25 protein-coding genes and 1 riboswitch are annotated in these 26,391 nt (G+C 37.0%); of the genes, 12 read left to right on the forward strand and 13 right to left on the reverse strand.

What is annotated here, in order from left to right:
• Positions 1 to 351 precede the first annotated feature (351 nt).
• From syd to GYY69_RS09875, 7 genes are all read left to right on the forward strand, one after another.
• Positions 352 to 885, forward strand: a complete 534-nt coding sequence (gene syd, locus GYY69_RS09845) for a SecY-interacting protein (RefSeq protein ID WP_174797514.1) — start codon at positions 352 to 354, stop codon at positions 883 to 885.
• Positions 886 to 1,014: 129 nt separating this feature from the next.
• Entirely contained in the window at positions 1,015 to 2,190 is a 1,176-nt protein-coding gene (locus tag GYY69_RS09850) for an amino acid aminotransferase (protein ID WP_174797515.1), read from the forward strand.
• A 1,057-nt stretch (positions 2,191 to 3,247) separates the two neighbouring features.
• Positions 3,248 to 4,609, forward strand: a complete 1,362-nt coding sequence (purB, locus tag GYY69_RS09855; protein WP_174797567.1) for an adenylosuccinate lyase — start codon at positions 3,248 to 3,250, stop codon at positions 4,607 to 4,609.
• Entirely contained in the window at positions 4,606 to 5,130 is a 525-nt protein-coding gene (locus GYY69_RS09860; RefSeq protein ID WP_174797516.1) for a GNAT family N-acetyltransferase, read from the forward strand. Before purB ends, GYY69_RS09860 begins: the two co-directional genes overlap by 4 nt.
• Entirely contained in the window at positions 5,127 to 5,909 is a 783-nt protein-coding gene (locus GYY69_RS09865; RefSeq protein ID WP_174797517.1) for an amino acid ABC transporter substrate-binding protein, read from the forward strand. The genes GYY69_RS09860 and GYY69_RS09865 overlap by 4 nt, the downstream gene beginning before the upstream one ends.
• Positions 5,906 to 6,577, forward strand: coding sequence for an amino acid ABC transporter permease (locus GYY69_RS09870; protein ID WP_174797518.1), 672 nt, complete (start codon positions 5,906 to 5,908; stop codon positions 6,575 to 6,577). The genes GYY69_RS09865 and GYY69_RS09870 overlap by 4 nt, the downstream gene beginning before the upstream one ends.
• Positions 6,578 to 6,588: 11 nt before the next feature.
• Positions 6,589 to 7,341, forward strand: a complete 753-nt coding sequence (locus GYY69_RS09875) for an amino acid ABC transporter ATP-binding protein (RefSeq protein ID WP_174797519.1) — start codon at positions 6,589 to 6,591, stop codon at positions 7,339 to 7,341.
• Between the two features lie 41 nt (positions 7,342 to 7,382).
• On the opposite strand, the gene GYY69_RS09880 is transcribed toward GYY69_RS09875, so the two are convergent.
• On the reverse strand, positions 7,383 to 8,741 hold the full coding sequence (locus GYY69_RS09880; protein WP_174797520.1) for an MmgE/PrpD family protein: 1,359 nt from the start codon (positions 8,739 to 8,741) through the stop codon (positions 7,383 to 7,385).
• 227 nt (positions 8,742 to 8,968) lie between these two features.
• Between GYY69_RS09880 and folK the strand changes: the two genes are divergently transcribed.
• From folK to gluQRS, 3 genes are all read left to right on the forward strand, one after another.
• Complete coding sequence (gene folK, locus GYY69_RS09885; protein WP_174797521.1) at positions 8,969 to 9,454, forward strand: 2-amino-4-hydroxy-6-hydroxymethyldihydropteridine diphosphokinase; 486 nt, start codon at positions 8,969 to 8,971, stop codon at positions 9,452 to 9,454.
• 135 nt (positions 9,455 to 9,589) lie between these two features.
• Entirely contained in the window at positions 9,590 to 10,045 is a 456-nt protein-coding gene (gene dksA, locus GYY69_RS09890; protein ID WP_065586606.1) for an RNA polymerase-binding protein DksA, read from the forward strand.
• Positions 10,046 to 10,079: 34 nt separating this feature from the next.
• Positions 10,080 to 10,970: a tRNA glutamyl-Q(34) synthetase GluQRS gene (gene gluQRS / locus GYY69_RS09895; protein WP_174797522.1), complete on the forward strand. Its 891-nt coding sequence runs from the start codon at positions 10,080 to 10,082 to the stop codon at positions 10,968 to 10,970.
• Here the strand turns inward: gluQRS and moaA are convergent.
• The 9 genes from moaA to GYY69_RS09940 all read right to left on the reverse strand — a co-directional run bounded on the left by moaA (position 10,950) and on the right by GYY69_RS09940 (position 20,359).
• Positions 10,950 to 11,924: a GTP 3',8-cyclase MoaA gene (gene moaA, locus GYY69_RS09900; protein ID WP_174797523.1), complete on the reverse strand. Its 975-nt coding sequence runs from the start codon at positions 11,922 to 11,924 to the stop codon at positions 10,950 to 10,952. The two genes, gluQRS and moaA, sit on opposite strands and share 21 nt — an antisense overlap.
• Positions 11,919 to 12,044: riboswitch (molybdenum cofactor riboswitch) on the reverse strand. It overlaps the preceding gene by 6 nt.
• Positions 12,045 to 12,423: 379 nt before the next feature.
• The gene (locus tag GYY69_RS09905) at positions 12,424 to 13,527 is read right to left on the reverse strand and encodes a hypothetical protein (protein WP_174797524.1); all 1,104 of its coding nucleotides are present in this window, start codon (positions 13,525 to 13,527) and stop codon (positions 12,424 to 12,426) included.
• An 801-nt stretch (positions 13,528 to 14,328) separates the two neighbouring features.
• Positions 14,329 to 15,657: a hypothetical protein gene (locus GYY69_RS09910; protein WP_174797525.1), complete on the reverse strand. Its 1,329-nt coding sequence runs from the start codon at positions 15,655 to 15,657 to the stop codon at positions 14,329 to 14,331.
• Positions 15,658 to 16,335: 678 nt separating this feature from the next.
• Positions 16,336 to 17,250, reverse strand: coding sequence for a UTP--glucose-1-phosphate uridylyltransferase GalU (gene galU / locus GYY69_RS09915; RefSeq protein ID WP_174797526.1), 915 nt, complete (start codon positions 17,248 to 17,250; stop codon positions 16,336 to 16,338).
• Positions 17,247 to 17,540: a DUF2569 family protein gene (locus GYY69_RS13155; RefSeq protein WP_174797568.1), complete on the reverse strand. Its 294-nt coding sequence runs from the start codon at positions 17,538 to 17,540 to the stop codon at positions 17,247 to 17,249. Before GYY69_RS13155 ends, galU begins: the two co-directional genes overlap by 4 nt.
• Positions 17,541 to 17,761: 221 nt before the next feature.
• Complete coding sequence (locus GYY69_RS09925; RefSeq protein ID WP_174797527.1) at positions 17,762 to 18,277, reverse strand: hypothetical protein; 516 nt, start codon at positions 18,275 to 18,277, stop codon at positions 17,762 to 17,764.
• A gap of 56 nt (positions 18,278 to 18,333) precedes the next feature.
• Positions 18,334 to 18,465 (reverse strand): entericidin A/B family lipoprotein, encoded by a 132-nt coding sequence (locus tag GYY69_RS09930; RefSeq protein ID WP_202984995.1) that lies wholly within the window; start codon positions 18,463 to 18,465, stop codon positions 18,334 to 18,336.
• 44 nt (positions 18,466 to 18,509) lie between these two features.
• The gene (locus tag GYY69_RS09935) at positions 18,510 to 19,703 is read right to left on the reverse strand and encodes an amino acid aminotransferase (RefSeq protein WP_174797528.1); all 1,194 of its coding nucleotides are present in this window, start codon (positions 19,701 to 19,703) and stop codon (positions 18,510 to 18,512) included.
• Positions 19,704 to 19,975: 272 nt separating this feature from the next.
• Positions 19,976 to 20,359 carry a RidA family protein gene (locus tag GYY69_RS09940; protein WP_174797529.1) on the reverse strand — a complete coding sequence of 128 codons (384 nt, stop codon included), beginning with the start codon at positions 20,357 to 20,359 and terminating at the stop codon, positions 19,976 to 19,978.
• Positions 20,360 to 20,553: 194 nt separating this feature from the next.
• On the opposite strand from GYY69_RS09940, the gene ffh reads away from it, so the two are divergent.
• Positions 20,554 to 21,921 (forward strand): signal recognition particle protein, encoded by a 1,368-nt coding sequence (ffh, locus tag GYY69_RS09945; protein WP_174797530.1) that lies wholly within the window; start codon positions 20,554 to 20,556, stop codon positions 21,919 to 21,921.
• Between the two features lie 107 nt (positions 21,922 to 22,028).
• Here the strand turns inward: ffh and GYY69_RS09950 are convergent, their stop codons facing one another.
• Both GYY69_RS09950 and ispB read right to left on the reverse strand, forming a co-directional pair.
• Entirely contained in the window at positions 22,029 to 22,901 is an 873-nt protein-coding gene (locus GYY69_RS09950; protein ID WP_174797531.1) for an EamA family transporter, read from the reverse strand.
• A gap of 125 nt (positions 22,902 to 23,026) precedes the next feature.
• Positions 23,027 to 24,013, reverse strand: a complete 987-nt coding sequence (ispB, locus tag GYY69_RS09955) for an octaprenyl diphosphate synthase (RefSeq protein ID WP_174797532.1) — start codon at positions 24,011 to 24,013, stop codon at positions 23,027 to 23,029.
• Positions 24,014 to 24,167: 154 nt separating this feature from the next.
• Between ispB and GYY69_RS09960 the strand changes: the two genes are divergently transcribed.
• Positions 24,168 to 24,995 (forward strand): TonB family protein, encoded by an 828-nt coding sequence (locus tag GYY69_RS09960; RefSeq protein ID WP_174797533.1) that lies wholly within the window; start codon positions 24,168 to 24,170, stop codon positions 24,993 to 24,995.
• A 68-nt stretch (positions 24,996 to 25,063) separates the two neighbouring features.
• Here the strand turns inward: GYY69_RS09960 and pepP are convergent, their stop codons facing one another.
• Entirely contained in the window at positions 25,064 to 26,380 is a 1,317-nt protein-coding gene (gene pepP, locus GYY69_RS09965; protein ID WP_446718898.1) for a Xaa-Pro aminopeptidase, read from the reverse strand.
• Between the last annotated feature and the right edge of the window lie 11 nt (positions 26,381 to 26,391).

Below are 26,391 nucleotides of genomic sequence, written 5' to 3' on the forward strand. Positions count from 1 at the left end.
TGACAAACTGTAATGTCTAACGCCATTGCTGCATTACAAGGATAAAATTATCCCTCTCTATTATTAACGTTTCAGCCAAGGATAGCAAGCAAATTAAACTGGCTGTTTTACAAACAGTTAAGCGGTCATTTTTCACATTTTCAACTGTTGTGCCCACATAATAAATAACTTAATTGATTTGCTTAAATTTTTATACTAAAACGTCTATTTACCTAAAACAGCTTTACAAGCTTTCTTATAAATTACCCAATTTACAAAAATAAAACGTTGATGCGATTATGCATAGCAAAACTTAATCAGTATAATGACGATTAAATAACATGATAATTTGAATATGAGATATATTTGTTTATGAGCTCTACAGACAAAATCGCTTTACTTAATTTTACTACTCGTTGGATTAACCAATTCACCTTCGCACCAGCAAGCGAAGAATTACATGCTATCCCCTCGCCTTGCATTTTAAAAACGCAACAGCTTACGGTATATTGGCAACCATTTTTATTGGAGCCACCAAGAGATCTCACAATTGCTGAACAAGTCATTGGCATCACATTACACGCCTGCGCTCATTTTTTTTATGGCACACAATATGCTGGCAATATGACAGCTCAATTTGCCAATACCCATTTGACCTTAATTCAAGCATGGAATGATGATGATTTTGCAACGTTAGAACAAAATTTAATTGCTCATTTATCTCAACAAAAAAAATTAAAACGCATACCAACCATTTTTATCGCATCGACGAATGAAAGTACCGAAATAATTGCCATCAATAACTTAACAGGCGAAATTGTAAAAGAGGATTTGATTACCGGTGAATTAACTATCCTAGCGCACGATTTAACCACTTTTTTAGATAAGCTAATTGTTACATGTTAAACAATAGTCGTTTAGCAATAATACAATACTTGTATACACCTTTTGCAAAAGTAACGATTATCAAAATTGTATCTTACAAAATAATGTGTATATAATGCGTTGAAAGTCATTAGATCAGATAGGTGAATTATGTTTGAATATTTAACAGCAGCTCCAGCCGATCCCATTTTAGGGTTAGCCGATCTTTATAATAAGGATGAACGCACCAATAAAATTAATTTAAGTGTTGGTATTTACAAAGATGAAACCACCAAAACACCTATTTTAGAAAGTGTGAAAAAAGCAGAACATTTTTTATTAAATGACGAAACAACCAAAAGTTACTTAGCTATTGATGGCGTCAACGCTTTCAATCTTGCAACACAAATTCTGCTTTTTGGTCGCGAAAATGAACGAGCAAGAACCGCACAAGCACCTGGAGGAACAGGGGCTTTACGCATCATGGCGGATTTTTTAGCTCGCCGGACCAAAGTAAAACGTGTTTGGGTAAGTAATCCAACTTGGCCAAATCACCGTAGTGTATTTCAAGCTGCTGGCCTTGAAGTCCGTGAATACCATTATTATAGTGCACAAACACACACTCTTGATTTTGATGCCATGATCAGTAGCTTAAACCAAGTTGTTGCTGGCGAAGCGGTATTGTTCCATGGCTGCTGTCATAACCCAACGGGTATCGATCCAACCCCAGAACAATGGCAAGCAATTTCGGATTTAGCCTTAAAAAATGGCTGGTTACCACTATTTGATTTAGCTTATCAAGGCTTTGGAACAGGTGTCGAAGAAGACGTTTACGGATTAAGATTATTTACGCAAAGCCACCCTGAATTACTGATTGCAAGCTCATATTCAAAAAATTTTGGTCTCTATAACGAACGCGTAGGCGCATTCACGTTAATTGCTGCAAATGCTGAAATTGCCGATCGTGCCTTTAGTCAAGTCAAAACAATTATTCGAGCTAATTACTCTAATCCACCTGCCCATGGAGCTAAAATTGTCTCTTACATTTTAAACAATGAAGAATTAAAAGAAGAGTGGATCGATGAATTAACTGGTATGCGACAACGCATTCACCGCATGCGGCAACTATTTGTAAAAACATTACAAGATAAAGGGGCTAATCAAGATTTTAGCTTCATCGCCAAACAAAACGGTATGTTCTCGTTCAGTGGTTTGAACGAAGAACAGGTGCTCAAATTACGCCATGATTATGGTATCTATATTGTTAATTCAGGGCGTATCAATGTGGCAGGTATGACTTTAGATAACATGTCCAGACTTTGCGAATCGATTGTTCAAGTGCTATAAAAATTGTAATAAACAAATACCAGAATATTGTTAATGCTATTTGTTTAAGTCACAAGAAAAACACTCAAATAACCAGAGTGTTTTTCTTTGGTCTTTTAAATTTGAGATGATTTTGATTATTAAAAAGCATTCATAAAAATCATTGATTTTATTTGTTTTTTATTTTTGATATTTTTTCAAATCCCTTGTCTATATAAAAGATAAACTGTAAGAATTACTTGCGTTGTTTACTGTAATTTGAAAAGCGACTGTAATGTATAGATATAACGCCGTATCCCAGATAAACAGTATTACGCCTACATTATAAAGAAAAATCACCGTCACCAATTTAACTAACCGCTTTAAGGTCAGTCCCATTTATCGCACCGAAAAACCTGATTAAGCATTAAATAACATAACTACCATTAAATATAAAACACGAAAATAGTTAGCGTCATTTTCTAGGTGAGTTGTGTGCTCGCTATGCGGTATTCATAAAACTATTCACGTTTTAGGCTATATTTTTTGTAAAAAATATTCAGGATTCTATACCGTTTCGTGATGAACTGAGAATTTTCAGCATCTCAATTTATAAAAACGAGTGATCGCCATCGTCTCAATTAACAATTCACCAAAGTTGCCAGCCCTAAAATAAATGGGTAAGTCGCGAGCGTGATACGTACCTTAATGGCGATGTAGCATAATTGGCAAATAATTAGCGATTCAAAAAACAAAAAATAAAAGTTTTTATTTTGGTTATTTTTTCTTAGCTTATCCTAATTTTTTAATTTTATTTTTAACTATTATTAAAACGATAGCTAACAATATGAAGCAAACAAAACAAAAAAACAAAATCAATTGTTTTATAGTGTTTTACAAAAAGATAAAGTTGTTTAGCGCACTCCACCCTCACGACTCAAAAAGTATCCTGATTATCACTCAAATCACCAAAATGCCCATTTCCATTAATCTTTTATTCCAATTAGTTATATCCATAGACAAACAGATTATTAGACGATCTCTCAATAATTACTAATAATTATTTAACAGGATAATAACCATGATTGAGGATAGTTGGGTGGCGTCACATATTTTAGATTTTTTAATTTTAGGCAATAACTTTGGTACAAGCGAGATGAGAGCGATTTGGTCAGAGCAAAATCGCTTGCAAAAACAAGTAGACGTCGAAGTCGCTTTAGCTAAAGCGGAAGGCGAGCTAGGCGTTATTCCAACCGAAGCAGCCAATGCAATCATAGCCAAAGCCGATGCATCTAAACTATCAATTGAACACATTGCCGAAGAAGCAGCTAAAGCCAAACACTCGTTAATGTCGACCATTAACGCACTACAAAAACAAGTCGGTGATGCTGGTCAATATATTCATTACGGAGCAACCACACAAGATATTGTCGATACCGCAACTGTTTTACAATTAAAACAATCATTTATAGTCATTGAACGCGATAGTAAACTAGTGGCACTTGAGCTAAAACGTTTGGCCAAACAATATCAATATTTACCCATGGTTGGCCGTACACATGGCATGCAAGCACTCCCTACAACCTTTGGTTTTAAACTTGCGGTATGGTTAGATGAATTTATTCGGCACTTACAACGTTTAAGTGAAATCAAACAACGGGTATTAGTCGGTAATATTAGTGGCGCAATTTGTACTTATGCATCAATGGGCAAGCTAGGACCACAAGTAGAATCGCGAGCATTAACGTTACTCGGACTAAATACCCCTAATATCGGTTGGCAAGCAGCTCGTGACCGTTTTTCTGAATATGCATCAGTCATCGCGCTAATCAGTGGTACATTAGGCAAAATAGGTAATGAATTTTATAACTTGATGCGTACTGAGATTAACGAAGTCGAAGAACCTTTCTCGACAGGAAAAATTGGCTCAACCACCATGCCACATAAACGCAACCCAGCAGCATTAGAAGGTCTAGCCAGTTTGACAGCTCCACTTTTAAAAAGCGTCGCGTTAATTCACGAATCAATGAAAGTTGAACATGAACGCGATGCCATGAGCTGGCGTGCCGAATGGATCGCACTACCCGAAATTAACCTTTACATTTCAGCGCAACTGCAAACAGCCCTTGCCGTGCTTAAAGGTCTTAAAGTCAATGCTGATCAGATGTTGGCCAATTTATCACTGCAAAATGGCTTGTTGTTATCAGAAAAAGTGATGTTCGAAATTGGTAAGCGATTAGGCAAACAAACTGCTCATCAGCTGGTTTATCAAAGCGCTATGAAAGCGTTTGAACAAAATCGACCATTTAAAGAGATATTATTAGAAGATCCAAGCTTGAACCAAACATTGACCGAATCGGAACTTGATTCTTGGTTAGATCCAATTAACTATCTTGGCTCTGCTCCTGAAAAAGTCGCACAAGTCATTCAATATGCTCAACAGTGTGGAGTATTAGCATGAGCTTTCGCTTAATGACTGATAAAGATATTCCAGCTTATCAGACACTGCTGCATAGTGCTTATCAAGCCACAACTCAATTAGGTATTCATTTTGCCGCAGCGACAGTCACGCAACCGCAGATTGCTGAGCATATTGCATCGAATGCCGTGTATCTATTTGAAAAAGAAGATGAGCTACTATCAACCTTAAGCATTCGCTTTCCGTGGGGCAATAACCCAGGACCTTATGGGTTACCCCATTTAGGTTGGTTTGCAACCGATCCACGTTATAAAGGTCAAGGTTATGGTAATGCATTATGGGATTTTGTTGAACAGCAAATTTTAATTAACCAACTAAAGTTACCCGCCGTCACGTTAGGCACTGCTGCAAATCATCCATGGCTTGCTCAAATATATATAAATAAAGGCTATAAAAAAATAGGGCAAGCGGATTTAACGCTTGATCATACCACGCTCTATTTTGAAAAAATCTTAAATCATAAAAGCTATACCGAATGGAAAAAAAGGAGTAATAAACAATGAAAAAAATAACCTCGTTACTATCCGCTCTATTATTAACTAGCCTAACCTTAATGGGTTGTGATAATCAATCCAACCATCAAGTCACAGATCAAAATATTATTAAAGTAGGTTCTACAGGGCAAAGCTACCCAAACGGTTATAAACAAGATGGCAATTTAGTCGGATTTGATGTTGAGGTTACCGAAGCGATTGCCAAAGAATTAGGCTATAAAGTCGAATGGGTCATTGCGGAATTTGGTGGATTGATGGGACAATTTGATTCTGGGCGGTTAGATACTATTGCCAATGCGGTTGCAATTACACCTGCTCGTCAAGCCAAATATGATTTTTCCAACACCTATAGCTTTTATGGTAGCCAAATTGTAACTCACAAAGATAACAATGATATCAATCAATTATCTGATTTTAAAGGCAAAACCATTGCTGGTGTGCTAGGCTCAAATCATATAAACAATCTAAAAAAAGCCTTTCCTAACAATGAAATCACTATCAAGACCTATGAAACACGAGATGGAGCAATGTATGACACGGAGTATCAACGAGTTGATGGCTATGTCAATTCAAAACCGATATTACTAGCTGAAATTAAGCGTAAAAATCTACCGTTCAAATTAGTTGGTGAACCCATTACTATTGAGCAAGTCGCATTTCCATTTAGTAAAGATGAAAAAGGTCAAGTACTGCGTGAAAAATTCAATCAAGCCCTCGAAAAGTTACGCACTAATGGCACATTGAAAAATTTGGCAATTAAATATTTTGGCGAAGATATTACCTTATGAATTTTAATGTAAACTATTTTTTAAATGTGTTTCCGCAGATATTGCCTTATCTGCCGGTTACCCTTTTTATTACCATCGTATCGATTATGTTTGCCATTATATTAGGGCTGGCAATTGCATTACTGCGTAGCAATAAAATAATCATTATCGATTCGATTTTTGCACTGTTTATTTCACTATTTCGAGGAATACCATCCGTTGTTTTACTGTTTATTATTTATTATGGGTTACCGCAGATTTTTCCTGTTTTAAAACAAATGGGCGCAACAACGGCAGCCATTATCTGCTTTAGTTTAAAATATTCATCCTATTTAGCCGAAATTTTCCGAGCAAGTTTAGAGTCGGTTGATCACGGGCAGAAAGAAGCGGGACTAACAGTGGGGTTAAGTAAAATACAAGTTTATCGCGGTATTATACTGCCTCAAGCCATGGTTAATGCTTTACCCAACACCGGTAATATGTTTATCTCATTACTTAAAGATTCGTCTGTCGCCTTTTTTGTTGGCGTGCAAGAACTATTAGCAGCCGGAAAAATGTTAACCGCTAACTTATTCTTCTACTTTGAAACCTATTTAGCTGTAGGCATTGTTTACTGGTTGACTGTTGTTATCTATTCTTGGATACAAAAACAGTTAGAACAGAAACTCACTGCCCCCTATCATCGTTAAGGAGAAGTGTTATGATTACGGTATCACATTTATCTAAACACTTTGCTAATAATGAAGTGTTAAAAGAGATCAACCTAAACATCAAACAAGGCGAGGTGGTTGCAATTATTGGACCTTCGGGATCAGGTAAATCGACTTTATTACGTTGCTTAAATTTATTAGAAAAACCGAACAATGGTACCATTCAAATTGGCACAGCAATGCTAGATGCTAAACATTATAGTAATAAAGAAGAAACCCATTTACGCAAGCAATCTGCAATGGTCTTTCAACACTACAATTTATTTAAAAATAAAACCGCATTAGAAAATATTACCTATCCATTAATTGTTGGACAAAAGAAAGATAAAAAAGAGGCCGAACAACTTGGCTTATCATTATTAGAACGCGTTGGTATGTTACCCTATGCTACACAATATCCCATCACCTTATCTGGTGGTCAGCAACAGCGTGTTGCTATCGCAAGAGCACTTGCGGTCAGACCCAAAGTATTATTATTTGATGAACCAACATCCGCACTCGATCCCGAGCGTGTACACGAAGTATTACAAGTGATGCTACAGCTAGCCAAAGAACATATCACAATGATTATCGTGACCCACGAAATGGAGTTTGCTAAGTATGTTGCAGACCGAGTTATCTTTATGGCAGATGGCGTAATTGTTGAAGAAGGGCCTGCAAAATCAATAATTGATAATCCAAAAAATGAAATAACACAACGTTTTTTGCGCCAATTGACCGATGAAATTGATTTTGAAATTTAACGATTAAAAACTGACTTAACCACAACATTAGTTTTTAATCGTTAAAGCGTAAAAAGATGTGACAATAAAAATGTATGCAAATCTAAACCGATTGCAAGCGCACGAATATCTTTCAATAAATTATCCGCTGTCTTTTGGTCGCCTACGGCTTTGACCATCTTCAATGATAATTCGCGCTGACTGTATGGATTTTTTGGCGAACCTTTTGGAATATCAATTCGTTGAATCAACTTTTCGCCGGTGCGATTAATAATTTCAACAACAACATAACGTTTATTGTACGCCTGTGGATGGGGTATAAGTTGTATTTGATAACTGCGTTTCATCTTCTGCATCAATTGTTTTATGCCATTTGAAATAGGCTTTGCTGAAAACTGTTCAAAACTAAGTGGCAATCCTAAAAGGGTTAATGCTAAAACATACTCAGCTGAAAAACGCCCTTGTTCAGCAAGCAAAGGCATTTGATAAATTAAAGCAGCATCACTTTGTGGTGGAGAAAAAAAGATAGTAATACTCTCAATCTTATCAACACTAAAGTTAGCATTCCGATAAAGCAATTGCCCCGCATCAGCAATATAAGCTGCAGCCGAACAATAAGAATAATTTTTAAACCATAATCCAGGATCTACAATCTTCCAAGTTTTGCCCCAATGACTTAAATCAAAACGCGTATTACCTTGCCCATAAATAGCCAAAAAACCTAATTTATCATCTAAAAAATCCTGATCGGCATGTATACCCGCTCTCAACCATTCAACCGCTTGTATGGCATGTTCGGCTGCGATCCCAGCATGCAAAAACTTAATCGGCGTACCCATTAATAAACGCATTCCCGATGCTTGAGTCGCAGCTAACGTTAATGCTTGTGATAAAAAAGGTTCATCATAGAGATAACAAATAGCCGCAGTCGCAGCAATCCCACCCAAAGTAATAGTTGTATGCCAACCTTTTTCATAATGCTGTGGATTGACACTTTGCCCCAATAAAGCCATCACTTCAATACCAATCACATAAGCCGTTAAAAAACGCCTACCATCAATCTTTTGTTCAGTATTATCTAATCGAACACTTGCAATGAGTGCGGATAAAATAACGGCAGATGGGTGACCTCGAACATCTGAATGTACATCATCATAATCTAAACAATGCGCTTGAAAGCCATTAAAAAGTGCTGCTTGCCTTGCGCTAGCCAACTTTTTTTGGCCAATTAACCAAGCTCTCGCATTTCCACCTTCATCCGCTATCCATGCTAGCAATTTATAAACATCATCTTCATGGCAAGCTTGTAAAGCGCAAGCAAAATAATCCGTTACCCCATTGATAGCACAATCAATAACTTGAGGGTCACTGATTATTGGCGTATTTTGGATTAAAAAACTTAACTGTTGACCTAAATTCATGCAAAACTCTCAAACTAAGCAAATACGATAAGCGATTAGGGAAATTAGTTTACTTCGAGACAACTAAAATAACCTATCATCAGCTATAAGTTAAAGACTATGTAGTTATATTCTAATAACCCAAAATCATAATGCGTCAGTCACTAATATAATCATTTGGAGCGATTATTTTATATGTTAAAATGGTTTCAACAAAAACAATCAAATCAAAAATTTAACATCTCATTATGTCAACTTGTTATATCGCCTTAGGCAGTAACCTTGAAGATCCATTGGCACAAGCCAATCGTGCAATTGCGGCATTAAAGCAGCTACCTAACACGACAGTTATGGATATTTCCCCTTTTTATCGCAGCAAACCACTTGGTCCACAAGATCAAAATGATTATCTTAATGCCGTCATTAAACTGACGACAAGCCTATCGCCAATCGCCCTGCTGGATGAACTGCAAACCATTGAAAAAGCGCAAGGACGGGTACGCAAAGAAAACCGTTGGGGAGCAAGAACCTTAGATCTCGATATTTTATTGTATGATGATTTAGTCATGCAAAGTGAAAGGCTAACAATCCCTCATTATCATATGAAAAATAGAGAGTTTGTGCTCTATCCTTTATTTGATATTGCTCCTAACCTAATTTTACCTGACAACGATAAGTTAAAAGATTTAGTTGCCAAATGCCCAAAAAATGATTTAAAAATGTGGAATATTTAATTAATTTTATCAATAACAATTGGTTACATTATTTTTTTATTTAAAGTAAAAAAAAATGATAAAAAAAATTTGCCAATGGCTGAATTATTGCTATAGTTTAGCGCTTTCAAATAATCTGTACTTAAGGGGATTGCTGTGAAAAAGGAACAAAAAGTAAATACATCTTCTCTTAGCCTGCTTTCAATTGCTGGGCTTGAGCCTTATAAAGAGGCACAAGGCGAGGAGTACATGAACCCTAAGCAATTAAAACATTTTAAACTTATTTTAGAAGCTTGGCTTGCTCAACTACAAGGTGAAATGGGTAAAACAGTTACCCACATGCAAGATGAAGCTGCGAACTTTCCAGATCCAGCTGACCGAGCAACGCAAGAAGAAGAATTCAGCCTTGAATTACGCGCTCGAGATAGAGAAAGAAGACTGATTAAAAAAATTGAAAAAACATTAAAGAAAATTGAATCAGACGACTTTGGTTATTGTGAATCTTGTGGCGTTGAAATTGGCATTCGTCGCTTAGAAGCAAGACCAACAGCAGATTTATGTATCGATTGTAAAACGCTTGCGGAACTTCGCGAAAAACAGATGGGCATGTAACGCCTGTTTCATCTATCATTCTCAAATTAGACCTATGCATTACATCGGTCGTTTTGCCCCTTCACCATCAGGACCACTACATTTTGGTTCATTGGTAACGGCGCTGGGAAGTTATCTCCAAGCTAAATCTTGCCTCGGTAAATGGCTGGTTCGTATTGAAGATATCGACCCACCACGAGAAGTCAAAGGGGCATCATCACTGATATTAAAAACTCTTGAAGCACTAAATTTATATTGGGATGATGCAGTTTTATACCAATCATCGTGCAGCGAACGTTACCAAGCTATTTTACAAACGCTAATCGATAATCAACAAGCCTATTATTGTGATTGTACTAGACAGCGAATTCAAAGTCTGCCCCATGGTATTTATGATGTTTTTTGTCGTGAACGGCATTTATCTATTAAGAATAAACAGCAATTTGCGATTCGTTTAAAACAAAATCACCCTATTTTTCAATTTACAGATCAAATTCGTGGCCTACAAACCGTTGAAAAAGCTAGCGCACAAGAAGATTTTATTATTCATCGTAAAGATGGCTTATTTGCCTATAATTTAGTGGTGGTATTAGATGATCATCAGCAAGGCATTACTGAAATTGTGCGTGGATCAGATTTATTACCGGTCACCGCTAAACAAATCTCACTGTATCAACTGTTCGGCTTTCCTGTGCCAAGCTACTGCCATTTACCGCTAGTACTGGATAACAACGGCAATAAACTATCAAAACAAAACCATGCCAACCCGATTTATTTAAACAATCTTAAAGCATTAACCGTTCAAGCTCTGCAATTTTTAGGGCAATGTGTGCCAAAAGATTGGCAAGATGCCACACAACAGCAACTTTTAGATTGGGCAATACAGCATTGGCAACTGATAAATGTACCAAAACAAAATATCCAATTATCCACCAATATAGGATAAATTAGGCGTAATACCGACTTTATGAGCATGTAACAGATGTTTTTCTGGTTTGATCATTAGCGAAGAAAAGATTCTTGCGATTAATTGTCGCTTTTGCGCTGGACTTTGGAGCAAATCACGCAAATCAACGGCTGCATCACCAAACAAACAATAATGCAACTTACCTATTGATGATACACGTAATCGATTACAGTTTTTACAAAAATCTGTTGAATACGGCATAATCAGCCCTATTTTACCTTGATAGTCGCCATGGACATAAACTTTAGCTGGACCTGATAGCGGATTTTTAGATTGCAATTGCCAACCCTGTGCAATTAGCTGTGTTTCAATCAAACTACCAGACTGGTGATAACGATTAAACACATCAAGGCTTTCGCCCGTTTCCATAAGCTCAATAAAACGTAACTCTACTGGGCGACATTTAATCCACGACAAATAATCATCTAAATTATCATTCCTGTTTTTCATCAAAACGGTATTAATTTTGACTTTTTTTATACCCACTTCTAATGATCTGTCCACACATTGTATTAGTTCTTTAAGCTTATCTTGACCGGTAATTAATTTAAATAAATGCGGAGACAGACTATCAATACTAATATTGATCGCATTCAAACCTGCTTGATGCCAATGATGAATATTTTTTAATAAACGAGAACCATTGGTTGTAATGGCGAGTTCTTTCACACTTGGGTAAGCAGAGATCATCGACAAAATATCCATAAAATCACGACGCAAAGTAGGCTCACCACCCGTTAACCGAATTTTACGCACACCAAGTTCAGTAAATGTTGCAACAACATGATTAATCTCACTGAGCGACAAAAATTTATGAGCTTTGTTAGGTCGATAACCATTGGGTAAACAGTACTGACACTGAAAATTACACAGCTCGGTAATCGACAAACGCAGATATTGAAATCGACGCTGATAATTATCAACTAATTGCATATATATTAAACACCTTATCCAAATCGGGAAGCATAGCCATTTCTGTGCTATACCGCGGCTAATCCACCATATGAATTGAAATATCACTTAGGCAAAAGAGCTTCAGAGTTTGATTCAGTCTAGCATAGGCTATATTTTTTGACTATGAGCAAATTGATTTTTATAAAGTATCTATTTATTGAACACTTAAAAACGGTAACGCTTTCCTAAAATAACACCGTCAAAACAACAGATCCCCCTATAAAAATAGATCATTTAACGTTTCGATTTTATTTATTTTTTAATGTTTGGATTAACTTCAAACGCTTATTGGATGGTTTTTCATTTTAGGAAAAAGCTTTTTGCTATCTATTTGCAAAAGCGGAAACTCGTACGCTCTGTCTCCTCAATACCCCGCCTAACACGCGGGGGGCTTGGTTCTTGATGCTTGGATGGATTGTCCTTTATTTGCATCATAAGCTCAAGCACATTCTAAGGATTAAGAACTAAGCAACAAATACTAAGGAGTGGTACAAAGTCCATAGTAATTAGTGTTATTCGGCAAAGCATTGTGGTTACCAATATAACCGCCGCCCATGAACACAGTGAACTGGTAATCACCTCCAGCAGCATCACTTGTCCAGTAGAAGTGGTTCTCAAAGCCCGCGCGGGTGTAAATACCCGTATCTCCCCACTCCGCGGAGAAACCTGCGCCTATTCGACGCTGGTAATGATTACCAGTTGAGTGTGGTGTGGCACTAATGGCTCCTCTGCAATGGGGACCTGAGCCAGAACCACGGCAGGCTGAATTAGTCAGGTCCTTAACCTGTACCATACGATAACCCAAACTACTACACCAAGATAATTGATTTTGAAAAGTATCGAATTTACGTCCACGGTTGACATACCACTTCTGTAACACAAATCCATATCTTACGATCTCCTCGCCACTTCTATTTTTACCCACTAACTCAAAGGTCTGCGGCAACTCTATTTCATTGTCTATTCTACGGGGATGAGGATTGTTTATATGAGCTCTTGCATGTTGACCGTTTAGCGTAACACGATATTCGACATCTCCATCGCTATTAAATATTGGTCTTCTCGCCACGGTAACTGTGATCCCCTTCCCTCTAATTGGCGATTCCCATCTTAAGTCTCTTGCTTCTCCCATTATGATTAAATCAAAATATAATCCATCAGCGCCCGTAGTTGGGAAATTAAGCCCGTATGATGCGGGATTGGTTGATTGAACTAGGAATCCATAATGGGGATTCCATATGTCAGCAGGACCGGCGTACCCGTCTGCACCATATTTAATAACTGGTCTTACGAATTTGATCACTTCTAATGGTGACGGTGGCAGTATTATGGCATCACTACGATTACCCGCTCGCCTATTATTAGCGGGTAATGCCTGCAAACTCCATGAATACGACAATAATAACAGCACCAACGCCAGCGAGACTTTTCGAGATAATTTCGATAATAATTTAAGTGATAACTTCGAAGATATAAACGAGGTTCGTGTAAAAACTCGTCTAATGGGATTATTGGGTAAATTTAAAACATAGGTTTGCCAGTGCCTAGTGCTTGGCGACTGATGCCTAATATAGTAGTGCATTACGATTCACCTGCCAAATAAATTTATATTTTACTTCGTTTTTTTCTGTTCATCCGTTCATTAAATAAGCTACTCCCTTAAAACCGGCGAAATTATAGACGTTTAAAGAACTCTTGGCTAGTTTTTTTAAGTTTCTGTAAAATTTTGTTAATGGTACTTAAATTCAACTCTCGGTTGAAGTGAATTTCTAGAGTGTTGATTTATTTAATTAAAATAATTAGTTAGCTTTTTGACGTTTTAGCTTTTTGGGGAATAAATAGCAACATTGACAATGTCCAAGCTATGGAGGATCAGCAAATCCCCTTAGTAATCTCGCGATTGGCTACAGAATGAGGCCTACTTATATTTAATCTTATCATCCTGATACTCGCATCTTCGCTTTGCTCAAATGTTCAAATTTGTTCTTGACAAAACATAAGCACGCCAAATTTCCTTATGTGGCGTGCTTAACCTCACCGAGGAGTCGGCGGGATTAATGGTTATATTGACTTTTTGAAGCTATAAAAATAGCGTATTTTTCTATAAAAACACTGAGATATCTGATTGAGATTATTGCGATAATTTTAAGTAAATCAATAATTTTTTGAGTGTTTTTTATTATTGCGGTGTTTTTTAGATGCTTTTAGCTTTGTTTTTTATGTTGAATGGATAGGCTTTTATTGCTATTGAGCAGCAAAAGCGCATTATCCGTTAATATAAACTGATTGGTTGCCCCCAAGCTGGGGCAATTTGTCTTTAATTACTTAACGTAAATTAAATACACATTATTCCATCTGTAATTCAAGGATTAAGTGCTAAAATTTAAGGATAAGTGCACAATCCGTACTCGGTGATGGAGGGTTTGAAGCTGTCTACGTTGCCTCCGCCTGAGTTGACAGTGAGCTGATCCGCTCCCGTTACATCGCTTGTCCAGTAGGCATAATCAGTGACAAAACCTGCATCAGCGTAATAGCCCATGTATCCCCACTCGTTGAATAGACCACCATTAATTCGACGATGATAATAGTTGCCAATTGATGACGGCTTGGCGCCTTGGCAACTGCTGTGTATCTCAGCACAATTTGCGTTGGTGACATCCTTTACTTGTATAAGCCTATAACCTAGACTTGCACACCACGTTTCTTGTTTGGAAGATGTTTCGCGTATTTCTCCACGATTGACAAACCACTTTTTCAATACAAATCCATATTTGATCACTGTTTTGCCACTACTATCGTAACCGACCAATTCGAATGTCTGCGGTAAGGTTGGTTTGCTAATTCGACTTGGCTCAGCTGTTTGCTTTTTAGTTTCGCTTGCCATTGGACCTGCTAGGGTAACCCGCACACGGTTACCTATCTCATTAGGTATCATTATGGCGGTTATACCTTCATTCTTGACAGTTGGCCAAGTGAGTGGACCACTCCCTCCTATGTCTAAATCAAAGTATAAACCATTAGCGCCCGTGGTCGGGAAGTTACGATCGTAAGATTTGGGCGTAGTTGATTGAGGAATAAAGCCCTTATTTGGACTCCACATATCTGCTGGGCCAGCATACTCACCAGTATCAATTACGGTAAACCCCGCCTTGATGTAACAAAGTTTTGGTTGCGATTTTGGCGTGATAAAGTAACTTACAGTACTGCCGCTGAAAGTGCTGCTATTAGGCACACCGTACCGTGTAATTAACATACCATCGGTGCTAGTTAACACTACTTTATAAGGTGCTCCGCAAATATCTAAGACATGACTGCGACTAACTTTCTGGTTATATCTATCTGTGAAGCTAACACTTAAACTGCCTGTTGCAGTTACGCCATTTTCTTCCTCTCCATCGCCATCATCATCACCCCAGTAGTTATAGGGGGCATCAATGAGTGCCTTTAATTCTATTGAGTTGGTTGATGTTGGTACAAACATGCCCACATTAGCAAAAGTCTCACCAGCATTGGGTAAGACTATCGGGTCTGTCGGGGTTGAGATATTGGTTGCTGGCGTGATAGTTGTACCATCGGATAACGTGATACCTAACAAACCTTCCGTCGTGCTGGCTTTAGTTTTACCGCCATCAAACGTTAAATACGGTGCTGATCCTTGAATCACGTTTTTGGTAACGGCTGATAATGCTTGTATATTTAATGGATACGTCAATAGCAATAACAAAGTTAAGGTGGATAAGCATAATTGTGAATGTTTCGTTAATTGTAATCGCTGTTGTAAAGCAAAGCCTAGACACTTGTGGCTCCTTATTAACAAGAATTTGTAACAATTTTGTGTATGTCTATTAAATAAGTTGGGAGTAAAAATAATGCTTGTTAGATATTTAGAAATAGTTAAAGCATAATGTTGCCAAATTTGATAAAAAAAGTTGTACTGCATAACATCCTATATATCAAGTTTTTTCTTGATAAATCGTTTTTTTATAGTCATCTTCCCATAAAATGGGTTTAATTAGTTGTAATGTCGGCAGTATAACGTTTAAAAAAATTTTAGCTATCCTTTTGTCTGCAAGTTTTACAAATACATTTATATAATGTACAAAAATTCATATGTAATAACAAAAATTAGTCAATAAACCTATATCGAGTCGATTTATATTTTTTAATAATTGGGAACAAGCAAAAGAAGTAATCGAAAAAAGGTTAACCATTTATACTGCTAAAATACGTTATCAAGTATCACATAACCTAAGGTTAATTGAATATAAAACAAAACTTTCCGGGAGGTGGCTAATGATGGGAATTTGCATGATAAACAAATAGAATAAAAATCATAATAATAAAAAGGACGCCAACCGCGTCCTTTCAATATCGTTTGATTTTTTTAAAACTAAAGCGTCTTTAACCACGCTTTAACATCTTTACCTAAACTTTTGTGGCGCATTGCATATTGTACAAAAGTTTGTACATAACCAAGTTTATTACCACAGTCGTGGCTACGACCCTTGATACAATAAGCATCAACACTATCTTCTTCAAGTAGCATGGCAATTGCGTCGGTCAATTGAATTTCACCGCCAGCACCTAATGGTGTTTTGGCAAGTAAAGGCCAAATCTTTTCAGATAATACATAGCGTCCAACTACCGATTGGTTTGATGGCGCTTCTTCAATTGATGGCTTTTCAACAACGCTATACATTTGTGCTACATGACCAGCAGATAACGTTTCACCACGGCAGTCAACAATACCGTAAGAAGAAACTAGCTCTTTTGGCACTGGCTCTACCATAATTTGGCTATGCTTGGTTTGGTGATAATTGTTGATCATTGCCGCTAAATTATCGCTGGTAAGGTCACTTTCGTATTCATCAATAATCACATCAGGTAAAACCACAGCAAAGGGTTCATCACCAACTAAAGGATATGCACATAACACCGCATGGCCAAGCCCTTTAGCCAAACCTTGGCGAACACTGGTTATTGTAACATGTTTAGGTAAAATACCTTGTACTTCTTGCAATAACTGACGTTTAACACGTGCCTCTAACATGGCTTCTAATTCAAAACTGGTATCGAAATGGTTTTCAATTGAATTTTTTGATGAGTGGGTTACAAAAATAATCTCAGTTATGCCAGCTGCAATACACTCTTTAACCACATATTGAATAAGTGGTTTGTCAACAACCGGAAGCATCTCTTTGGGAATTGCTTTAGTTGCAGGTAACATGCGCGTACCCAAACCGGCCACAGGGATAACCGCTTTTTTGACTTTTCTACTTGCACAACTTTCTAAATTTGACGTCATTTTATTTCCTTAATACAATTAACTAACAATGGCACTATAGGTACCATCACACGGCGACCATTAACAAATGTATTGCTGACTCGCACTGACTTTAACATATAAGCAATCCAAATACAGGTATAAATGATTGCTATAACAATATCTTTTATAAGAGAAAAATTAAATTTAAATTCAAATGGTAATACGATAAGACAATACCAACATCTGTGAATTAGCTTAAAAATAATAAAACTGCTACTAAATATAATAAAAAAATTAGTAAATTTATAACTTTTAGTAAAATATAATATAACCGTTTAAAAGCAAAAATAAACAATTTAGACCTATGTCACCTAAAATAAACAGATCCAAATGAATTGTGTGCATTTCCGAGTAGGAATCCAATAATTGTGTCCATATGTCGATAAAATTAATCACACTTAGTCTAGAAAAAATAACATATCCAATAAAAATAATTCAATACCAACTAAAATTAGCCAACCGCCTAATTCTTTAAGTTCTTTTCCCTTGATCATTTTTGCGCCTGTTTAATGATTGATAAATCATTAGATTCAATGAGTGAAGGATTATCCCTATCTTTGGCTAAAGAATCAATAGCGATATAAACGATTTGGCAATTCTGCAATACGGCTTGTCTTACTACGAATTTGGCTTTACGGTCACGCGCTTCTTTTTGAGCTTTACTGATATAAAGGTCATCGTATCCATCATCATATAAAGAAGCCCTTTCAAACAAATTTGGAGTTCGCCAAAATGTTTCTTTGGGATAATCTCGTACCAAAATTTGATCAGTTAATTTACCTTTTATTCCGGCATAATGACTTGGTAAATGTTTGCTTTCTCGGCTTTGGGCAATATAAACACGTTGATAATTTTGTGTATTTGAGGGGAGTTTTTTTAATAAGAATTCAAGACCTGATAGGTTTGAATACTGGCAATTTTCCAGCGTTAAAGGTGCAGTTCGATAGTTTAACGAACCGCACCCAATAAGTAAAAACAATGTAACTATAGACAAAATACGTAACATTTTTACTCTAAAAATAGTTAAAAAGCGAAAATATTGCTAGACATATATAACCTTAGTTACATTTTATCACTTACTTTTTCGGCGGTATGTGAAATGGCCTTTCCGCCAGATTCAACATCTTGACCAACACCTTTAACTGTGTTACATCCAACAACTAAAGTTGCCATTACTATACCTAATATTAACATTAACACTTTATGGAACATAAAATATACTCCTTTTAGTAACATGTTTATTTTAATGTAGCAAATGCTTCTGCCACACGATCAATATTATGGTGATTTAAACCCGCTACACACATCCTTCCGCTGCCCACCAAATAAACAGCAAAATTATCTTTCAATTGTGTAACTTGCTCTTTATTAAAACCGGTATAACTGAACATGCCTCGCTGTTTAACCAAATAATCAAAATTACGATCAGGTACAGCTTTTTTTAATAATTCAACCAGAGTTGATCGCATGGTTACAATGCGATTTCTCATTGATTCGACTTCTTTAAACCATTGCGCTTTAAGCTCTGGATGATTTAATACATAACTAACTAACTGCGCACCATAAGCTGATGGACTTGAATAATTCTGGCGAACGGTAGCTTGTAACTGCCCTAATACGCACCTAGCGGCTTGACTGTTATCGCATAAAACAGATAATCCGCCAACACGTTCACCATAGAGTGAAAATGTTTTCGAAAATGAGTTACTGACAAATCCACACAATCCTGTGTCTGCCATTTTTCGAATCGCATAAGCATCATCATCAATACTTTCGCCAAAACCTTGATAAGCAATATCCATAAATGGAATAAGATCACGGGCCTTTAACACCTCGATCACTTTATCCCACTGCGTATGTGTTAAATCAGCACCGGTTGGGTTATGGCAGCAAGGATGAAGTAACACAATACTTTTAGCTGGTAATTGATTTAATGTTTCAAGCATTGCTTCAAATTTTACGCCACAAGTTTGCTCATCAAAATAGGGATATTTGTTTACCTTAAACCCAGCACCGCTAAAAATAGCGATATGATTTTCCCATGTTGGATTGCTGACCCATACTTCAGATTTTGGGAAATAGCGAAATAAAAAATCAGCTCCTATTTTAAGAGCACCTGAACCACCTAACGTTTGTATCGTTGCGATACGTTTATCTTTATAAGCCGAATGATCTTCACCAAATAATAGAGACTGAATTGATTGGCAATACGCTGGCAAACCACTCATTGGCAAATATAGCTGTGCACCTCGATTGAGATGATAAATATCATCACGAGCAGTTTTTATACATTGCAATTGGGGAACCACGCTGTCTTCATCATAATAATAACCAATACTTAAATTGGTTTTATTATCTCGGCTATCATTCATAAACTCAGCGACTAACGATAAAATGGGATCCCCTGCATACGATTCTACTTTTTCAAACATGTTCACAATCCAATTGGCACAAAAAACAACAATAAATATCTGTAGATTATTGCACCAACTTTATTGGCAATCAATCATTAAATAACAGTTTAACAATAAATAATTAATTTGATTTTTGGTTAGAAAATATCTGTATTTTTGATAGTAAAAAGTAATAGATGAGATAACTAAAAATATAACGTGTTTTAACCCGCTTTTTATACTAAAACGTAGGGTTTCCTGAAACTTTTTGACAAAAATTAGCACCTTGTGGTGCTAATCAGATAAGCAATTTATTTAGCTGCAATAACTTCAATTTCGACTTTAGCATCTTTAGGAATTCGAGCAACTTGCACGCAAGAGCGAGCAGGGAAAGAGGCATTATTTTCAGTAAAAAATGCTTCGTATACCGCATTTACCGCAGCAAAATCATTCATATCAGCTAAAAAAATCGTTGTTTTTACAATATTACTGACTTGATAACCTGCCGCAGTGATAATCGCTTTAACATTGGCTAAACTTTGTTTGGCTTGTTCTTTCACACAACTTGGCATTTCACCTGTGGCGGGATCCAGTGGGATTTGTCCTGAGGCAAATAACATATTACCTAAATCGACCGCCTGAACATAAGGTCCTATAGCGGCTGGTGCTTTGTCAGTACTAATTACTTTTGCCATACTCGATGTTCTCCTTATTTATAATCTACCCTGCTTTTTTATAACTAAAAATGGTTAAGGTATTCGCTTCTTGTTTGTCCTCATTTCAACAGGATCGCAATTTGCTGTCAAGTCGGCGCAAAATTATGATCGTGGGACTTATTGAAATTTTCTGATATGATAATTACAATTTTTTATTTATTACGAGAGTTAATATGTTCGAGAATTTAACCGACCGTTTATCACAAACATTCCGCAATATCAGTGGTCGTGGACGACTATCTGAAGACAATATTAAAGATGCGTTGCGCGATGTGCGTATGGCATTACTCGAAGCTGATGTTGCCCTGCCAGTGGTTCGTGAATTTATTAATCAAGTTAAAGAAAAAGCCGTTGGATTAGACGTCAGCAAGAGCCTAACACCAGGTCAAGAATTTATCAAAATAGTTCAAGATGAACTTACAAGCGCAATGGGTGAAGTCAATAGTTCGCTCAATTTGGCAACCCAACCACCTGCTGTTATGTTAATGGCAGGGTTACAAGGTGCCGGTAAAACAACTAGCGTTGCTAAACTGGCTAAATTCCTAAAAGAAAAACAGAAAAAGAAAGTACTCGTGGTGTCTGCCGATGTTTATCGACCTGCTGCAATTAAACAGTTAGAAACACTGGCTAAAGCGATTGATGTTGAGTTCTTTCCATCTGATATTACTGAAAAACCGGTCAGTATTGTAAATAAAGCTATTTCTCATGCAAAATTGCAATTCTTTGATGTACTTATTGTCGATACTGCGGGTCGTTTGCATGTTGATAACGACATGATGGATGAAATCAAAGCGCTTCATCAAGCCATTAATCCAATTGAGACATTATTTGTGGTTGACGCCATGACTGGGCAAGATGCAGCCAATACAGCTAAAGCTTTCAATGATGCTTTGCCACTTACCGGTGTAATTTTAACCAAAGTTGATGGTGATGCGCGTGGTGGTGCGGCGCTATCCATTCGTCATATTACCGGTAAGCCGATAAAATTCTTAGGGATGGGTGAAAAAACTGACGCTTTAGAGCCGTTTTATCCAGATCGTATTGCTTCGCGCATCTTAGGTATGGGTGATGTGCTATCTTTGATTGAAGAATTACAGCATAATGTCGATCGTGAAAAAGCAGAGAAAATCGCCAAAAAACTGAAAAAAGGTGATAAGTTCGATTTTAATGACTTTCAAGACCAACTCAAGCAGATGCGTAATATGGGCGGAATGGGTGCTCTGCTAGCTAAATTACCCGGTGTTGGTCAACTTCCTGATCATATCAAAGCGCAGATGGATGATAAAATCACCATCAAAATGGAAGCTATTATTGGCTCAATGACATTAAAAGAACGCGCTAATCCTGAAATCATTAAAGGTTCACGCAAACGCCGTATTGCAAACGGTTCTGGCACCCAAGTGCAAGATGTTAACAAACTCTTAAAACAGTTTGAAGATATGCAAAAGATGATGAAGAAAATGAAAGGCGGTGGCATGATGAAGATGATGCGTCAAATGAAAGGGTTAATGGGTAGCGGTATGGGATTCCCGCCTCGTTAAATCATTACAAACGCTTGTTTCAACGAAAATGAGTGATAGCAAACTATCACTTTTCCGCAAAAATATCGCGCTTATAAACAGCGCGATAATACTTGCCATTGACAAATTTAATTGCTTGGTTTAATAGATTTAACCTTTGTTGGCCTGCTCATTGTAAGTACTGTACCTATCGATGATATAATAATAAACACAATGGCTAGCCACTGATAGTGGGTTAATTGTTCATGCAAAACAATAAATCCAGAAAGTGCGGCAAAAACAGGTGACAAACTCATTAATGTACTAAATGTTTGCGCGGGTAATTTGGGAAGTGCAATCATATCCAAACCATAAGGAATGGCCGATGCTAATAACGAAACCACAAAAATCAGTGGTAGCAATTCCAACGAAAACAGAGTACTGCCTGTTTGCCAGATGCCGATAGGAAATAAAAAGCACGATGCAATGCCCGCCCCAATCGCTACACTTGCTGAGCCATAAATAGCACTTGCTTTGCGTCCAAATAAAATATAGCATGCCCAGCCACTTCCCGCTAATAAGGCAAATAAAATACCCTTTGGATCTAAATTACTTGACGCTTGAGTTAGTGGTAAAAGCATAGCTAGTCCTATAATTGCAATACCTAACCAAATAAAATCAAGCACTTTCCGTGAAGCGCACATCGCCACCATAATAGGTCCAGTCAGTTCAATGGCAACAGCAATACCAAGCGGAATTCTGGCGATTGCGTTATAAAATGCTAAATTCATACACCCAATTGAAATACCATATAAAAATATATATTTCAGTGCTTGTTTTGTCATTGCTTTGCGCCATGGTTTGAAGATTAACACTAACATAATTGCCGAAAAAAATAATCGCCAAGCTGTCATCCCCTCTGGCCCTAACACTGGAAATAGATATTTGGCTATAGACGCACTGCCTTGAACCGAAATCATCGAAATAAAAATTAACAAAACAGGCCAAGACCTTTTTAGCATAAATAATTACCTTAATTGAAGTTTGAAGTTGTTGTATATAAAACTCATGACAAGAAGTTTCAGGAAACCATGCGTTTTAGTATAAAAAACGCATGGTTTTATTGATTTATTGGCTCATTGGTAAGTTAGTTTTCTCTTTTTACTGACAATAAGGCAAGATCTTGTAACGCTTGTTTATAAGGCGAATCAGGTAAAATGGCAATAACGTCAAATGCTTTTTGCGCTTCTTTTTGAGCAGTTTGTAACGTAAAATCTAGCGAACCACATTCGTCCATGATGTTTAAAATGCGATCTAACAATTGTCGGCCATTACCTTGCTCTATTGCTTGACGAATTAATGCTGCATCTTGGGCATTTTTAGTGTGGTGCATAGCATGTAAAAGCGGTAAAGTCGGTTTACCTTCATTTAGATCATCGCCTAAATTTTTACCTAATTTTTCATTACTATCGCCGCTATAATCCAGCAAATCATCGATGATTTGAAAGGCTGTACCTAAAAATTTGCCATATTCTTGTAAAGCGAGTTCTTGCTGCGCATTAGCTCCAGCTAGAACCGCAGCCGAATGTGAGGTTGCCTCAAATAAACGTGCTGTTTTGCGATAAATCACCTCTAAATATTGTTCTTTGGTGATATCAGGATCGTTACAATTAATTAACTGTTGCACTTCGCCTTCAGCAATCACATTGGTTGCCGCCGACATAATCGTCAATACTTTAAAAGATTCGGTACGCACCATCATTTGAAAAGAGCGCGTATATATATAATCGCCAACCAGTACGCTTGCGGCATTGCCAAAAAGTGCATTAGCGGTTGATTTGCCACGGCGTAAATCCGATTCATCAACAACATCATCATGTAATAAGGTCGCTGTATGAATAAATTCAATAAAAGCTGCGGTAATAATATGTTTATCGCCTTGATAGTTGAGCGCTTTGGCGATTAACAATGCGATTACTGGACGTATGCGCTTTCCACCACTGCTAATGATGTAATTGCCTAACTGATTGATCAAAGCCACATCAGAACTGAGTTCTGCTTGTATTGCTTGATTCACTTTGATTAAATCTTCTTTAACAAGATCGAGTATTTGATTCATTGATGCAGTATTCATCAGCCTAACCATTATAAATAACAGATATTTACTTTCTATTATCTGATAAATATCATGATGCAACAAGGTGTCATCTATCATATTTCAAAAAACACTACAAATGATAAGCATTTTCATTTAGAATACTGACCTTAAGTTAAAAATGATTATTATTATGAAGATTAACTTTGATATAGACATCGATAATGCCAAGGTTCCTTTGTGTCCGACGAAAAAACAACCTATAAATGCCTATGCATGTACATCGGTATCTATACTGTCACATCTTGTCTTATTTGCACTGATCTTTAGTTCCGCCTTGTTTGCTAAAAATATTGTTGTTGATGAAGGTGATAATTCAATTAAAGCTATTATGGTCGATATCTCGCAATTGGCTGCACCAAAGCAATCATTAGTAGAAAATACCCCCGAAATTCAAGGCGTGGAAAATAGCGAACGGATCGATAACAAACCAATCGAAGAAATTCCCGTTGAACCTGTTATTGAGCCTGAAGTTGTTAAAGAAGAACAGCCTGAACCTATTCTCGAAAAAATCCCCGATAACACTACTGTTGAGCCCAAAAAGGAAATTGTCGTCAAAAAAGAACCAAAACAAAAGAAAAAGCGTCCTCCTGCTCAAAAATCATCACGTCAACAAGTTAGACAAGAAGTGATTAGTGACAACGTTGCTAATACTGCTGTAGCACCGCAGATTTCAGATAATCGTCAATATTCTGGTAATCCTTCACCAATTCGGCGCAACCAACCCGAATACCCTCGCCGAGCACTGGATATGCGCTTAGAGGGTTATGTGGTTGCGCTATTTGATGTAAACAGTGATGGGCGAGTTGAAAATATTCGAATTATAGAAGCAAAGCCTAATAATATCTTTAATCGTTCCGTGATTAATGCCATGAAAACATGGAAATATAAGCCAATTGCGGCCAAAGACTTGAAAATAAAAATTATTTTTAACCGCGATAAATCAATTAGTTTGAACTAATAACAAGTGATATAGACAGCAATAAAAGAGCCATAACTTCTGTTTAAGAAATTACGGCAATAGCGTGACTAATGAGTAGGTATGTTTGCCATCAATTGTTCAATTTGATGCGGATCTTTAGGCACATTACTGGTCAACACATCATTTCCTGTCTCAGTAATTAAAATATTATCTTCAATGCGAATACCAATACCTTTATATTGTGCTGGTACATCTGCGTCTTGATTAATATAGAGTCCCGGTTCAACGGTTAATACCATTCCTGGCGCTAAAATACGATCTCGACCACTACCAACATCATGCACATCTATGCCTAGCCAGTGTCCTAAACCATGCATATAAAATGCGGTATAAGCTTTATTAGCAATTAACGTTTCCACATCACCATGCATAATGCCTAATTTAATTAAACCTGCTACCATCGTTCTGACCACATGATTATTCACTTCCATGATTGATGTACCGGGCTTAAATAATTGAATCGCTTGATATTGCGCTGCTAACACTATGTCATAAATCTCACGTTGAGCTTGGCTAAATTGGCCATTAACAGGGAAAGTACGAGTAATATCGCCTGCATAGTATTGGTATTCACACCCAGCATCAATTAAAACTAAATCTCCATCCTTCAGCTGCTCACTATTATTTTCATAATGTAAAATACAACCATTATTACCCCCACCAACAATAGTGTTATAAGATGGAAAACGTGCACCATGCCAAGCAAATTCGTGTAATATTTCAGCCTCTAGTTGGTATTCAAACATTAATGGTTTACACTTTTGCATTGCTCTAATATGGGCTTGTGCACTAATTTCACAAGCTTGGCGTAAAATTTTGATTTCAAAATCTGATTTAAACATACGCATTTCATGGACTATCGGTCGCCAATCAATCATGCTGTTGGGGGCAGAAAGATTCATTCGGCTACCTTGTCGTAAAATACGCATGGCACTATCAACAATTTTATCGGCATAGGCATACTGTTGATCGGCATGATAAATCGCCGTTTTGCCATTTAATAAATCGGGTAATATTGTATCTATCTCATCAAAGGAATGCGCCTTATCAACCCAAATTGCGCCTAATGCGGCTTGTTGACCTAAACGGTAACCTGTCCATGTTTCTGCAAGTGCATCTTTTTTACGATTAAATAATACATATCTAGGCGTATTATCATTTTGTTTTACCACAGCAAAAACCGCTTCTGGCTCGGCAAAAAGCGTAAAATACCAAAAATCGCTATTTTGCCGATATGGATAATGGGTGTCATTACTACGCGCGGCTTCAGGAGCAGCAAAAAAAAGTGCAATACTATTTGGCACCATTTGAGCTAATAATCTTTCTCGACGTGCAAAAAGTTCTGTTTTGATATCAGTGTTTATCATGGTAATGA

This window comes from Gilliamella sp. ESL0250 (assembly GCF_013345045.1).
GTDB lineage: Bacteria > Pseudomonadota > Gammaproteobacteria > Enterobacterales > Orbaceae > Gilliamella > Gilliamella apicola_H.

Excerpts from the sequence above, each read along its gene's own strand:
- syd (WP_174797514.1), top strand. The coding sequence starts at position 352 with ATGAGCTCTACAGACAAAATCGCTTTACTTAATTTTACTACTCGTTGG.
- GYY69_RS09850 (WP_174797515.1), top strand. The coding sequence starts at position 1,015 with ATGTTTGAATATTTAACAGCAGCTCCAGCCGATCCCATTTTAGGGTTA.
- GYY69_RS09860 (WP_174797516.1), top strand. The coding sequence starts at position 4,606 with ATGAGCTTTCGCTTAATGACTGATAAAGATATTCCAGCTTATCAGACA.
- GYY69_RS09865 (WP_174797517.1), top strand. The coding sequence starts at position 5,127 with ATGAAAAAAATAACCTCGTTACTATCCGCTCTATTATTAACTAGCCTA.
- GYY69_RS09870 (WP_174797518.1), top strand. The coding sequence starts at position 5,906 with ATGAATTTTAATGTAAACTATTTTTTAAATGTGTTTCCGCAGATATTG.
- GYY69_RS09875 (WP_174797519.1), top strand. The coding sequence starts at position 6,589 with ATGATTACGGTATCACATTTATCTAAACACTTTGCTAATAATGAAGTG.
- GYY69_RS09880 (WP_174797520.1), bottom strand. The coding sequence starts at position 8,741 with ATGAATTTAGGTCAACAGTTAAGTTTTTTAATCCAAAATACGCCAATA.
- folK (WP_174797521.1), top strand. The coding sequence starts at position 8,969 with ATGTCAACTTGTTATATCGCCTTAGGCAGTAACCTTGAAGATCCATTG.
- gluQRS (WP_174797522.1), top strand. The coding sequence starts at position 10,080 with ATGCATTACATCGGTCGTTTTGCCCCTTCACCATCAGGACCACTACAT.
- moaA (WP_174797523.1), bottom strand. The coding sequence starts at position 11,924 with ATGCAATTAGTTGATAATTATCAGCGTCGATTTCAATATCTGCGTTTG.
- GYY69_RS09905 (WP_174797524.1), bottom strand. The coding sequence starts at position 13,527 with ATGCACTACTATATTAGGCATCAGTCGCCAAGCACTAGGCACTGGCAA.
- galU (WP_174797526.1), bottom strand. The coding sequence starts at position 17,250 with ATGACGTCAAATTTAGAAAGTTGTGCAAGTAGAAAAGTCAAAAAAGCG.
- GYY69_RS09925 (WP_174797527.1), bottom strand. The coding sequence starts at position 18,277 with ATGTTACGTATTTTGTCTATAGTTACATTGTTTTTACTTATTGGGTGC.
- GYY69_RS09930 (WP_202984995.1), bottom strand. The coding sequence starts at position 18,465 with ATGTTAATATTAGGTATAGTAATGGCAACTTTAGTTGTTGGATGTAAC.
- GYY69_RS09935 (WP_174797528.1), bottom strand. The coding sequence starts at position 19,703 with ATGTTTGAAAAAGTAGAATCGTATGCAGGGGATCCCATTTTATCGTTA.
- GYY69_RS09940 (WP_174797529.1), bottom strand. The coding sequence starts at position 20,359 with ATGGCAAAAGTAATTAGTACTGACAAAGCACCAGCCGCTATAGGACCT.
- ffh (WP_174797530.1), top strand. The coding sequence starts at position 20,554 with ATGTTCGAGAATTTAACCGACCGTTTATCACAAACATTCCGCAATATC.
- GYY69_RS09950 (WP_174797531.1), bottom strand. The coding sequence starts at position 22,901 with ATGCTAAAAAGGTCTTGGCCTGTTTTGTTAATTTTTATTTCGATGATT.
- ispB (WP_174797532.1), bottom strand. The coding sequence starts at position 24,013 with ATGAATACTGCATCAATGAATCAAATACTCGATCTTGTTAAAGAAGAT.
- GYY69_RS09960 (WP_174797533.1), top strand. The coding sequence starts at position 24,168 with ATGAAGATTAACTTTGATATAGACATCGATAATGCCAAGGTTCCTTTG.